Annotated in this window: 11 protein-coding genes; 5 read left to right on the top strand and 6 right to left on the bottom strand. The window is 42.9% G+C overall.

Annotation, left to right across the window (positions count from 1 at the left end):
- Complete coding sequence (locus ACQY4U_RS04995) at positions 1–543, bottom strand: hypothetical protein (RefSeq protein WP_428328290.1); 543 nt, start codon at positions 541–543, stop codon at positions 1–3.
- Between the two features lie 129 nt (positions 544–672).
- Between ACQY4U_RS04995 and ACQY4U_RS05000 the strand changes: the two genes are divergently transcribed.
- The 5 genes from ACQY4U_RS05000 (at position 673) to ACQY4U_RS05020 (ending at position 4,386) form a co-directional block, all read left to right on the top strand.
- Positions 673–1,008: a tRNA-binding protein gene (locus ACQY4U_RS05000; RefSeq protein WP_428328291.1), complete on the top strand. Its 336-nt coding sequence runs from the start codon at positions 673–675 to the stop codon at positions 1,006–1,008.
- Positions 1,008–1,478 carry a nucleoside deaminase gene (locus ACQY4U_RS05005; RefSeq protein ID WP_428328292.1) on the top strand — a complete coding sequence of 157 codons (471 nt, stop codon included), beginning with the start codon at positions 1,008–1,010 and terminating at the stop codon, positions 1,476–1,478. Before ACQY4U_RS05000 ends, ACQY4U_RS05005 begins: the two co-directional genes overlap by 1 nt.
- Positions 1,479–1,654: 176 nt before the next feature.
- Complete coding sequence (locus tag ACQY4U_RS05010) at positions 1,655–2,263, top strand: superoxide dismutase (protein WP_428328293.1); 609 nt, start codon at positions 1,655–1,657, stop codon at positions 2,261–2,263.
- Between the two features lie 112 nt (positions 2,264–2,375).
- Positions 2,376–3,371, top strand: a complete 996-nt coding sequence (locus tag ACQY4U_RS05015) for a zinc-binding dehydrogenase (protein WP_428328294.1) — start codon at positions 2,376–2,378, stop codon at positions 3,369–3,371.
- Between the two features lie 4 nt (positions 3,372–3,375).
- Positions 3,376–4,386: a 2Fe-2S iron-sulfur cluster-binding protein gene (locus ACQY4U_RS05020; RefSeq protein WP_428328295.1), complete on the top strand. Its 1,011-nt coding sequence runs from the start codon at positions 3,376–3,378 to the stop codon at positions 4,384–4,386.
- Positions 4,387–4,401: 15 nt separating this feature from the next.
- Here the strand turns inward: ACQY4U_RS05020 and ACQY4U_RS05025 are convergent, their stop codons facing one another.
- The 5 genes from ACQY4U_RS05025 to ACQY4U_RS05045 form a co-directional block, all read right to left on the bottom strand.
- Positions 4,402–5,301, bottom strand: a complete 900-nt coding sequence (locus ACQY4U_RS05025; RefSeq protein ID WP_428328296.1) for a hypothetical protein — start codon at positions 5,299–5,301, stop codon at positions 4,402–4,404.
- Positions 5,302–5,325: 24 nt separating this feature from the next.
- A complete protein-coding gene (locus tag ACQY4U_RS05030) occupies positions 5,326–6,168 on the bottom strand; it encodes a glycoside hydrolase family 16 protein (protein ID WP_428328297.1) in 843 nt (280 codons plus the stop codon).
- Between the two features lie 55 nt (positions 6,169–6,223).
- Positions 6,224–7,453, bottom strand: a complete 1,230-nt coding sequence (locus tag ACQY4U_RS05035; RefSeq protein ID WP_428328298.1) for a family 16 glycosylhydrolase — start codon at positions 7,451–7,453, stop codon at positions 6,224–6,226.
- A 145-nt stretch (positions 7,454–7,598) separates the two neighbouring features.
- Positions 7,599–9,485, bottom strand: coding sequence for a glycoside hydrolase family 30 beta sandwich domain-containing protein (locus ACQY4U_RS05040; protein WP_428328299.1), 1,887 nt, complete (start codon positions 9,483–9,485; stop codon positions 7,599–7,601).
- Between the two features lie 471 nt (positions 9,486–9,956).
- Complete coding sequence (locus ACQY4U_RS05045) at positions 9,957–11,855, bottom strand: 7TM diverse intracellular signaling domain-containing protein (RefSeq protein WP_428328300.1); 1,899 nt, start codon at positions 11,853–11,855, stop codon at positions 9,957–9,959.
- Positions 11,856–11,973 lie beyond the last annotated feature (118 nt).

Consider the following 11,973-nt stretch of genomic DNA (forward strand, 5'->3'; position numbering starts at 1 on the left):
TTAATCTTTTAAACCTTTTTCTGGCATCCATGCCTGGCTTTTTATCATCCATTTATCGTTAACAAGGCGCAGCACAAAAGTAAAAGCACCTTTTGTACTAAACTTTACTTTGCCGGGCAGTAATCCGGTATAATTTACCGGTACTATAATGAAAACATTATCATTGGTTTGCTGGTAAACGTTAATACGCTGAATAGCCGATTTAAATTTTGTCAGTTTAAAATCCCTGCAAACTTTTTCAATGGTATTTACCCATTGTATGCCGGCGGTTGGCCCATTCCATGAATAAGGCGGTTCATCATCTGATATTACCGCATTAGGGGTGTATAAATTGGCTACGGCATCAATGTTAAAGCTATTGGTGGCATATATTACTTTACTGATAATATCCATAACATCGCCTGGCGGCACTGTATCTTTCTGTAACAACGAACGCGGGTTTCCTGAAGCATTATGCAGGTTGCTTTTTGCAAGGCAGGGCTGCATTAAAGCACTTATTATAAGCAGGCTGAATGCCGTAATAAGCAGGATACTTTTAGTCATATTTTTACAGGATGAGCAGCAGGTGGTTAGTCTGTAATACAAAGTTAAATTACATAAATGCTTTTAAACTATAAAATAAAAAAATGATACCGGAGGATGGGAAGTAAACAAGGTTTTTAACTTTGCAATATGGAAACCATCACCTGGCACGATTTTGAAAAAGTAGAACTAAGGGCCGGTACAATTTTAGAAGCGGATGATTTTCCGCAGGCGCGTAAACCGGCTTACAGGGTAAGGGTTGATTTTGGTCCTTACGGAATAAAATGGTCAAGCGCGCAGATCACTAAACATTATACCAAAGAGGAACTGACGGGCCGGCAGATAGCCGGGGTTATCAATTTCCCTAAAAAACAGATCGCTAATTTTATGTCGGAGTTTTTAGTGACCGGCTTTGCCGATGAGAACGGCGATATTGTTTTAACTACGATTGACAAACCAGTGCCCAACGGCAGTAAACTTATATAATGAGGTATATTAATTTTGGCGATGAGCCAAGCATTTCGCCCGATGATTTTTTTATGAACGAGGCCATAAGGGAAGCCAAGCTTGCCCTTGCCGAGGATGAGATACCTATTGGGGCCATAATAGTTTGCCAGGGAAAAATAATTGGCCGCGGCCACAACCTTACCGAAAGGCTTAACGATGTATCGGCCCATGCCGAAATGCAGGCGCTAACCGCAGCTGCCAACTTTATGGGTGGTAAATACCTGCGCGATTGTACCATGTATGTAACAATGGAGCCCTGCGTAATGTGTGCCGGTGCAAGCTACTGGTTTCAGCTAAGCCGGATAGTTTTTGGCGCTTACGATACCAAATTAGGTTTTGGCCGTTTAAACCAAAAGGTAACGCACCCTAAAACGCTGATAACCGGCGGTATCCATGAAAATGAATGCTCGCAGCTGGTAAAGGAGTTTTTTAAAAGTAAACGAAAATAGTAGGCTTTAATGGCTTTTGGCCAATAGTAATTACTTAGGTTTGTATTATTGATTTAGCGGGGTGCCAACAGCCACTACCCCTGGCTAAACCAAAACATTACAATTTAGTAGAACAAAAATCACAATCAACACTTTATATTTGTTACGTACTATCATTAAACATTAAACTTAACATTATGGCTTTTACACTACCGGCGTTATCTTACGCTACTGATGCGTTAGAACCGCATATTGATAAACTAACCATGGAAATTCACCACGGTAAACACCACCAGGCTTATGTTACTAACTTAAACAAAGCATTGGAAGGCAAACCTGAAGCTGATAGCAGCATTGAGGACATCATCAAAAATATTTCAAAATTTCCGCCTGCTGTTCGTAACAACGGTGGTGGTCACTATAACCACAGCTTATTCTGGACATTGCTTTCGCCAAGCGGCGGTGGCGAGCCTACAGGTGCTTTAGCAACAGCTATTACCAGTACATTTGGTTCATTTGCCGATTTTAAAACCAAAGTATCAGAAGCAGGTGCAACCCGTTTCGGATCTGGCTGGGCATGGTTAATTGTTACTCCTGATAAGAAATTAGCAATCACTTCAACACCTAACCAGGACAATCCTTTAATGGATATTGCCGAAGTAAAAGGTACACCTATTTTAGGTATTGATGTTTGGGAACACGCGTACTACTTAAAATACCAAAACCGTCGTCCTGATTATTTGGCGGCTATCTGGAGCGTTATCAACTGGAACCACGTTTCTGAATTGTACGCAAAAGCAGTATAAATCTAATCTTCCTGAAAAGGAACTTTTACTAAAAAACGGCAAAGCTCAACAAGGTTTGCCGTTTTTTGGTATTAATTGTGTTTGTTGCATTAAAACATTTAATAAGCTCCCTATGAAAGCTATGGTACTTGAAGCAGCCAATAAGCCGCTTACATTTAAAGAAGTTGACAAACCCACACTTAACCCGGGCGAGGCATTGGTTAAAATAAAAACTGCCGCCTTAAACCGTCGTGATTACTGGATAACCATAGGCAAATACGCAGGTATAAAATATCCAACCATTTTGGGATCAGACGGTGCGGGTATTGTTGCCGAAGTTGGCAGCGAAGCTGATAAGCACTGGATTGGGCAGGAAGTGATCATTAACCCGGGCTACGGCTGGGGCGATAATCCCAATTATCAGTCGGACGATTTTAAAATTTTAGGCCTGCCCGATGATGGCACTTTTGCCGAGTATGTTAAGATTGTAACCACAAACCTGCACCCCAAACCATCCCATTTAACCTGGGAACAGGCTGCAGCTGTACCATTGGCCGGTTTAACTGCTTACCGTGCCTTATTTACCAAAGGCAAGGTTACCAAAGGCGATAAGGTGCTGATAACCGGGGTTGGTAGCGGTACGGGAACTTTTGCCCTGCAATGGGCCGTGGCGGCAGGCTGTCAGGTTTTTGTGACATCCGGATCGGGCGAAAAGATTGACCGCGCTAAACATTTAGGGGCAGCAGCCGGTGTAAATTATAAAGCGCAAGATTGGGCCGAGCAGCTGCTACATCTTGCCGGAGGCTTTGACGTAATTATTGACAGTGCCCTTGGCGATGGTTTTGCAAAACTGCCCGACTTGTGTAATGCCGGCGCGCGCATTGTTGTTTTCGGTGGCACAGCAGGTAATATCCCGCCGTTAAACGGACGCAAAATATTTTGGCGCCAGTTGCAGATCATGGGTACCATGATGGGTACACCAGCAGATTTTGAGGCGATGCTGGCGCTGTTAAATGAGCATAAAGTTGTGCCTGTAGTTGATGAGATTTTTTCGCTGGCTGATGCCAATAAGGCCATCAGTAAAATGGAAAATTCAACACAGTTTGGTAAAATAGTTTTACGGGCCTGATGATATGCTTCAGTTACGGGTTGAAGCTATAAAATGGGAGTTGCCGGATACGGCCACAATCAGCCTTAAGGATGTTTCGGGCAAAGCTATTGGGTATAAAGCCGGGCAGTTTATCACCTTGGTTTTTAATCATCATGATGAAGAGATCAGGCGGTCGTATTCACTGAGCTCATCGCCCGATGAGGAGCTGATCTCTATTACCGTTAAGCGGATAGCAAACGGCGAGATCTCCCGTTTTTTGCTCACTAAAATAAATATTGGTGATATCTTAAACGCGGTTGAACCTGCTGGAAGGTTTACCATTGCTAATTATAATCAGGCAAAAGATATTTTGTTGTTTGCCGGGGGTAGCGGTATTGTGCCCATATTTTCGCAGCTTAAGTATATGCTGTGCCGTAATGGTAAAAGCAATATCACCCTGATATACAGCAACATTAATGAGCATACTGTTTTGTTTAAAGATGAGCTGAATGCTTTGGCCCTGCAACACCCGGATAGGTTTACCATTATCCACCAGTTGAGCAGTGATGCTAACAGGTTGAATAATTTAATAGTTGAAAAAATAGTAAGGCAAAACATCAGGTACAAAACTACCGATGCGGAGTTTTATACCTGCGGGCCTTTTACTTACATGCGTATGATAAGGCTCACGCTGCTTTACATGGGCTTTGAAGCAAGCCAGATCCGTAAAGAGAACTTTGTGCTCGAAACTGTTCCGGTAATTGTTAGCGAGGATAATTTTGCGCCACGCAAGGTTATTATCCACTTTAAAAATGAAATGTACGACCTGGTGGTGGGCGAAAACCAATCAATTTTACAGGCCGCTTTGCAAAATAATATTCAATTGCCTTACAGCTGCCGTGCAGGTGATTGTTCTACCTGCTCGGCCCTGTGCAAAAGCGGTAAGGTTACTATGGTTAAAAATGATGTTTTAACCGATGCTGATATTGAAGCAGGCTGGGTATTAACCTGCACCGGGCACCCGGTAAGTGATGATGTGGTGATAGTTTATTAAGCATTGTTAAGGATTTTACAGCGACAAAACAACGCCGCCATTTAACTGGTAACCGCTGCGTACTACACCATTCAACTGTGTTTTATCAATCGCTCCTGTGTTAAGATAAAGCTGATCATTGCCATTGCCAGTTTGCCAGTTAAAATAACCAAAACCAATGTGTATACCCAGGTAATCGTTAAAGCTATAAATAAGCTTTGCCCCGGCATCGGTACCGTATCCTTTAGCTTTGTGCCGGTAGCTTACCGGGTGTTCAAACTCATTGATTAAATTCCAATTGCCTTGTGCATTATAATTTACCTGGTTGTAGGTAACATCGGCAGTAACCTTTAGCGCGTGCGAGAGCCGGTAGGTGGAGCGCACTTTTATAAAAGGCCCTTTCCAGTTGGTTTGATAACTGCTGTTTAAACCCGGGAACTGCCCGCTGCCATCAAGAATGTAAAGCGATTGTCTGCTTATCCCATAGCCAATATAAGGCACAAGGCTTAGCAGGTATTTGTTGATAACGGCGTAGCCTATACCCGTATGCCAGGCATCGGCATAGCCTTTGTTATCAATAAAGTTTTGCTGATAAACAGGCGATGTGCGGTTATCACCGCTGTAATCCATATCATTTACTTTTCCGGATGTTACATTTAAGCGGCTATAATCGGCCCAAACAAAAAAACGGTGCCATGCATTCCATTGTGCCGATGCATTATAGTTACGCCCCTTAACAGTTTTCCATTTAAGTTCTGACAGTACATTCGGGCTTTGCCCGTTAGTATTTCCGGCGATAGACCAACGCAGATCTTCCTGCTGACGCCCGGTTGATAGGGATAGCTGTAATTTATTTTCGATACCCTGTGCATATCCTAAACGGATATAGCACAGGGTTATCAATACAAAAAAACTAAGTTTTGTAAGTTTGCTCAATTAAAAAATGTTAGTAAGGCAGCTTTAATTAGCTTTATATACCCTTACATAGTCAACATACATTTTTGCAGGTAGTTTGCTTTCATCAACAGTTTGTCCCGGAAAATCTCCGGCAACGGCCATATTCAGCAAAATAAAGAAAGGCAGGTGAAATGCCCCTGTGTTATTGATGTTATTGGCAATATTGGCGGTTACATATAACGTATCATCAATATACCAGCGTATAGAGCTGTCGTCCCAGTCAATAGCGTAAATATGGTAATCATCAGGTGTTGGCGTGGTGGTGGTAAGGCCGTATTGCACATGTCCGTTAACGTTCCAGTGCATGGTGCCGTAAATAATATTATCGGCATTAACATGTTCCATAATATCAATTTCGCCACAGGTTGGCCACGATACCGAGTTGATATTTGTACCCATCATCCAAAAGGCAGGCCATAAACCGGCACCTAAGGGCAACTTGATCCGCGCTTCAACACGGCCAAGCTTAGCCGACATTTTGTTTAGCGTATTCATCCTGGCTGATGTGTATGGCATACCGCCGACAGATTCTTTTTTGGCCGTGATCACCAAATTGCCACTCTCCACGGTAGCATTTGCAGCCTGGTAATATTCCTTCTCGTTGTTTACGCCAAGGCTGCCTTTTTCCATATTCCAAATGGTGGTGTCAACAGCAGTACCGTTAAACTCGTCAGACCACAGCAGGGTATAAGTTACCGGGGCAACTGGTGTTACCGGCGTAACCGGGGTTACTGTTATGGTTGATGTTTTATTGGTTGTGCTATCCTTACTGCACGAACTTGCAAAAGTTACAAGTGCCAGCATAATGCCGGCACCTGTAATGGTGTTAAAGTATTTTTTTCTCATAATAATTGGTTCACTAAATATAGTAATATTATTATCGTAAAAGGTAATTATATTTCTACTTATTGACCCCGAATGATTCCCATCCTGATGCAGTTGTTCGTGTGCAAGTCATTGGCTGTGTGCCATCTTCGCTCGAAACATATTTGCCGTTGCTGCCTAATAGTGTAATTGTACCATCGGCATTGGTTCCCCAGGTAAAAGTTTCCCAGGCACCCACACTTGTGCGGTTACAGGTAATGGCCTGTGTACCGTTTTCTGACGATACATATTTACCCTGGCTCTGCAAAGCAACCTTGCCGCCGCCTTCATCAACCACTAAAAATTGCTCCCATGCTTGTGGGGTAGTACGGGTGCAGGTCATGGCGGTAGTGCCGTTCTCACCGCTTACATAATCATTATTAAAACCTTTTAGGGTGATGGTTTGGCCAACCGGCGGCCCGCTTGCTGTGCCCGACATGCTATAAACCCTTACATAATCAACCAGCATATTAGTAGGTAATGACCCATTATCAATGGTATTGCCTGGAAGATCGCCACCTATGGCCAGGTTTAGGATAATGTAGAATGGCAGTTGGAACGCCCCAGTATTGTTAATATTATTTTGAATATTACCGGTTTGGTATAAAGTATTATCTACATACCAGCGGATACTGCTGCTATCCCACTCTACAGCATAAACATGAAAACTGCCTGGTGTAGTTGTGGTACTGCTGCCATACTGCACATGGCCGTTGCCGCCGTTCCAGTGCATAGTACCCAATATGGTGTTTGTGGTGTTTACATGCTCCATAATGTCAATTTCGCCGCAGTTTGGCCAGCCAACCGAGCCAATATTATTGCCTAACATCCAAAAAGCAGGCCAGGTACCTGTTACCATTGGCAGCTGTATGCGCGCCTCAATACGACCGTACTGCACTGAAAATTTTCCCGATGTATTGAGCTTTGCCGATGTATAGGGCTGCCCGCCAACACTTTGCTGTTTGGCTGTTATAACCAAATTACCACCGCTTTCGGTAACGTTGGCTGCCTGGTAATATTCCTGCTCATTATTAACGCCGGGGTTGCCATTATCTATGTTCCATTTGCTGCCGTCAACGCCGGTGCCGTTAAACTCGTCAGACCAGATCAGGTTATAGGTAACCGCTTTTAGTGTTGGCTTCTGGGCATTTGCCAGCTCATAAGTTTTTGACGCATTTGCAGCATCCTTTTTACACGATGTGAACAGCGTTACCAAGGCAAGTACAATACCTGCGCTTGTTAAAAGGTTTAAGACTTGTTTTTTCATCTGATAATTAGTTTTAACAGCACTGAACCATCATCCTGCCTGGAATAGTAGTAAGTAACTGTTTATTGGTTTAACATTTGATTGATTACAGGTTTAATATCAGCCATCCTGAGTTTGATCAGGATGGCTAATGGATATTGTCTATTTATTGGTTCACTTTAAATGATTCCCAGCCCGATGCCGATGTGCGGGTACACGTCATGGCTTGTGTGCCGTTCTCGCTTGATATAAAATCACCATTGTTACCTTGCAGGGTAATGGTACCATCAGCATTTACGCCCCAGGTAAATTCTTCCCAGGCACTATAACTGGTGCGGTTACAGGTAATGGCCATAGTCCCGTTCTCGCTCGATACGTATTTGCCCATGCTTTGCAGGGCTACCTTTCCGTTACCCGCATCAACCACTAAAAACTGCTCCCATGTACCCGCAGTAGTGCGGGTGCAGGTCATGGCGGTGGTGCCGTTTTCGCCACTTACATAATCGTTATTAAAACCTTTAAGGGTTATAGTTTGCCCAATCGGCGCAATAGAACCGCTGGATTGCGTGCCCGACCATTTGAAAGTAGCCACTGCACCGGCAGGCAGGGTATAGGTAAATGACTCGGCCCCCCATTTAATTTTAAACGTTTGGCTTGATGATGCAGTGTTAAGTGCCACAACTACCTTAGTGCCATCAGGGTTTTTAAAGGCTACGTTCTGGATGCTTGATGAAAAGGTATTTGATGAGATGCGCACGGCGCCGGCTTTCACAAATTCGGATGCGTGGGCAACCGTATAGTAAGCTGTATTGCGGGTATAGTTGTTTCCCGATATGGTGACCGCACCTAAGCAATTAGAGCAGCCGCCAGCGGTATGCGGATTATAATTAGGATCGGCAGCAAGGTTCCATTCCAGTACCACACGGCTCCAATTACGCGGTGCACCAATTATCAGGTTATTAACATGCCACGACAGGTCGCCGCCAAAGTTACCCGGGCCACCAATATACTGCTCGGTAAAGTAAATGTTTTTGCCAGGGTAGGCATTATGAACGGTGCTCAGTGCACTGATGTCGCCTGCATACAGGTGGAATGCAGAGCCATCTACATAAGGGTTAGCCCCCGAATCGCCTAATACGGCCTCCGGATAACCCGGCTGATCGCAGTTGTGATCGTAAGCAATGATTTTTGTGGTAATGCCATTTGATGAGAACTGCGGACCTAAATTGTTTTTAATAAAGTTGGCCTCCTCGTTTGATTGCATGGTCATGGCCGGGTTGTTATTAGCATTCAGGGGCTCATTTTGTGGGGTTACTGCGTAAATGGTTATACCCTGGGCCTTCATGGCTTGTATATATTTTACAAAATAGCGGGCATAGGCATCGTAATAAGCGGTATTTAAATTACCGCCTGTAAAGCCGCCGTTGCCGGTGGTGCTGCTTTTCATCCATACTGGGGCAGTCCAGGGTGTTGCTAATATTTTGATAGATGGATTAATGGCGATGATCTTCTTTAAAACAGGCACCAGGTCGGTCATTTCCTGGCTAATGCTGAAGTTGTTAAGATTTACATCTGTTTGGCCCGAAGGCATGTCATCATAAGTAAAATCAGATGCACTCATATCAGATGCACCTATAGTGATACGCACAAAGCTTGACCCTACATGCCCTGAAGCCGTTGAAAAAATATCATTCAAAAAGGTACTTTGATTAGCACCCAACCCATTGATTAGGGATGCGCTGCCGCCGGTTAGGCAATAGCCAAAGCCATCAATGGTTTGGTAGGTGGTATTTTCGTCAACGGTAATGGTTGTTGCATTGGTGCCCGCATCGGCAGCAAAATTTATACTGGTTTGTTGTGCCAGCAGTTTGCTTTGGTCCGCTGTGGTTTCCCAAACGCCAACGGTTTCATTGGCTGCACGGGCAACTGTTGTGCTCCCCGTATTGGTTAAACCTGGGATGGGTTTGGAAAGATCCTTTTTACAGGATGAGTAAAATAATACAGGTAATACCAGCAGTACCGCCAGCAATTTGATTTTGTAATTTGTTTTCATAAAAATGGTTTAGTTGATCAATTGGTTTAAGAGCATTTAAATTAACCCTGTAAAAACCATGCAATTGCACAATTAAGCTTGCTGAAATTAACCCACGCTTAAAAAACAAACATCAATAAGCCGATAGCCGGGCAGGTGCTTTAAAAGTTTTTCAATAACAGGTAGCTGTATAGTTTATACTTGGTATTACAAAGCTATGTTAATTTAAACTTAAAAAACAAATAAAATATTTATAAATAGTTGATTTATAATGAATTATAGTTAATATAATACGCTTTAAACACAATACATCAGCTTGCAAAAACAGCTTTAGCGCATAGGAAAGTGTATTTTATACAATAGGCACATTAATAGTGATACGCTTACCTCACATATTAATTTTTAAGCAAGTGTGATCATTTAGCTTAAAAGTCAATAGGATGTTAAAGCAGGAAGATATTTTGGGAGAACTATTGTGTGTCGTAGCAGCTATTATTCTATTACTAATTTGCTCCAGCCTTTGTCGCCGGCATTTTTTAGGTCGTTCTTTTTGCTGTTCATCACTTTTTTAATGCGCGAGCTGTAGGCCCAGCAAGTGCTTTGACGAATGGAAAGTATTTCGGAGAGTTTATGGGATGATATTTTTCCATTGGTGGAGTACATTAAAAATATCATGTAAAAGGCTTTGTTAATGGGGATGCGCGTGTTCTGCAATATTGTATAAGCAATAACCGATTCTTCGTAGCCACATTTGGAGCACCTGCGGCTGTAGGGTAAATGGCCGTGCCCGTAATGCGTATTACTGCATTTACGGCAGGCATAGCCGTTATCCCATTTAAGATCTGATAAAAACTTGAAACAGGTTTCATTATCCGGGTAAATTTTGCTGAACTCCTCAAAATCAACCTCGGTAGACATAACGCGGCTATGCGTTATTTTTTCAATATCATTATGCAGCGATGTATTGTCCTGTTCAAGCAATACATTCATCCTTGATATTTCTTCGGCCTGTAGCTGCAATTGTTGGTTAGCGGTTTTTAATTCTGCTACCTGCTGCTCAATAAGGGTTGATTTTTCAACCAATTCTTTGGTGCGCTGGTGTACCTGGCTCTCTAAATTTTTATTCAGGCTATCCTTTAGTTCCTGATTTAATTGCAATTGCCTTATTACCCGCAATTGCGCCTGCTCTTCATTTTTTTTAAGGATGCGCACTTTATCGCCAATGGCGAATGATATAAATACCATCTCCATTATAAAACAAAAACTTAAGCTGTAATAGTTAGCGGCAGTAACCGGCAGCCACCATATATTTAATGCAATAAGTGCTTTAATAATAAAACCCGTAAGCAAAAAAGAATAACCGATAACAAAAAAGCGGGCAGCCCGGTAGCCTTTTATTAAAACATAGCAACCTGCAAAGTAGGCCAGCGCTAAAGGCACTATCTCAATTATTTTATAGCTGAACCAGTTTGGATTTATCGTTAAACATAAAATAAAAAATAAGCTCCTTAATCCAATAACCCAACCGATGAGCTTATTTAGGCGGGGGGCATTCACCTTTAAGTTTAACAGGCTTTGTGCAAAAAGTACTGAAAATATGCTTGCCGAAAAAAGCGCCACCCCGTAAGCATTATGGTTCCACATGGGCGAGCCGGGCCAGATGTATTGATAGGCTATGCCGTCGGCACACATTTCGTAAAGGCCAATGCTCAGGTTATAGACTATATAATACAGGTATTGCCTTTGCCGCATGGCCAAAAACATCATGAGGTTGTAGAGTCCGAAAACCAATATCATCCCATAAAAAATGCCGAAGAAAAAATATTCATCAAGTGCATAGCTGATAAACCAGTTTACCGAACGCAGCACCATGATCACATTTACTGGCTGGTGCGAGCGGATGCGGATATAATATACCTGGTTGCCGGGCTGGCTGTTGTTGATATTAAGACTAAAGTTTTTATGCTGATAAAGCCTTGCTGTAAATGGCCTGCTGCTGCCAAGCTGGGTGGTGCGGTAACCGTGCTGCTTAAGGGGCGAGTAAACGGTGATGCTGTCAATCGTCTGGTCGAAAAACTCCAGGATCCAGTTATTAGCTGATGCTGGGTTGCCGGCTATTTTAATACGGTACCAATAGGCAGAGTTAGGATCGGCTGTGATGGGGGTAGCCTCTTTGTTTACTTTGAACTGCCCGATAAAAGCCGGGCTGGTAATCTGACTAATGGTAAGTGTTGAATGAACATCCTCCAAATAATCAACCTGGTTATACCTGAAGATCTGTTGTTTTGACGTATCGCTTATTTTAACGGCAAGCTGCGCATGGGCAAATACCGGGTTTAAAAGCATCAGCAAAAACGCGGGCACAAAAATCCTCAGTAAAAATTTACTCATACGCAAATGCAGGTGGCCAACTACTTAAATAGCTTGATTTAAGAAAAATAGGTTTATAATTGGTTAGCTGGGCAATGATAATATTTTTCTTTTTATAATCCTATTAAAGGTAATTTTT

It is taken from the genome of Mucilaginibacter sp. (assembly GCF_965277465.1).
GTDB lineage: Bacteria > Bacteroidota > Bacteroidia > Sphingobacteriales > Sphingobacteriaceae > Mucilaginibacter.

Bases quoted from the DNA above. Each gene is read 5' to 3' on its own strand.
- ACQY4U_RS05015 (WP_428328294.1), top strand. From the start codon at position 2,376: ATGAAAGCTATGGTACTTGAAGCAGCCAATAAGCCGCTTACATTTAAA.
- ACQY4U_RS05020 (WP_428328295.1), top strand. From the start codon at position 3,376: ATGCTTCAGTTACGGGTTGAAGCTATAAAATGGGAGTTGCCGGATACG.
- ACQY4U_RS04995 (WP_428328290.1), bottom strand. From the start codon at position 543: ATGACTAAAAGTATCCTGCTTATTACGGCATTCAGCCTGCTTATAATA.
- ACQY4U_RS05035 (WP_428328298.1), bottom strand. From the start codon at position 7,453: ATGAAAAAACAAGTCTTAAACCTTTTAACAAGCGCAGGTATTGTACTT.
- ACQY4U_RS05030 (WP_428328297.1), bottom strand. From the start codon at position 6,168: ATGAGAAAAAAATACTTTAACACCATTACAGGTGCCGGCATTATGCTG.
- ACQY4U_RS05045 (WP_428328300.1), bottom strand. From the start codon at position 11,855: ATGAGTAAATTTTTACTGAGGATTTTTGTGCCCGCGTTTTTGCTGATG.
- ACQY4U_RS05040 (WP_428328299.1), bottom strand. From the start codon at position 9,485: ATGAAAACAAATTACAAAATCAAATTGCTGGCGGTACTGCTGGTATTA.
- ACQY4U_RS05005 (WP_428328292.1), top strand. From the start codon at position 1,008: ATGAGGTATATTAATTTTGGCGATGAGCCAAGCATTTCGCCCGATGAT.
- ACQY4U_RS05000 (WP_428328291.1), top strand. From the start codon at position 673: ATGGAAACCATCACCTGGCACGATTTTGAAAAAGTAGAACTAAGGGCC.
- ACQY4U_RS05010 (WP_428328293.1), top strand. From the start codon at position 1,655: ATGGCTTTTACACTACCGGCGTTATCTTACGCTACTGATGCGTTAGAA.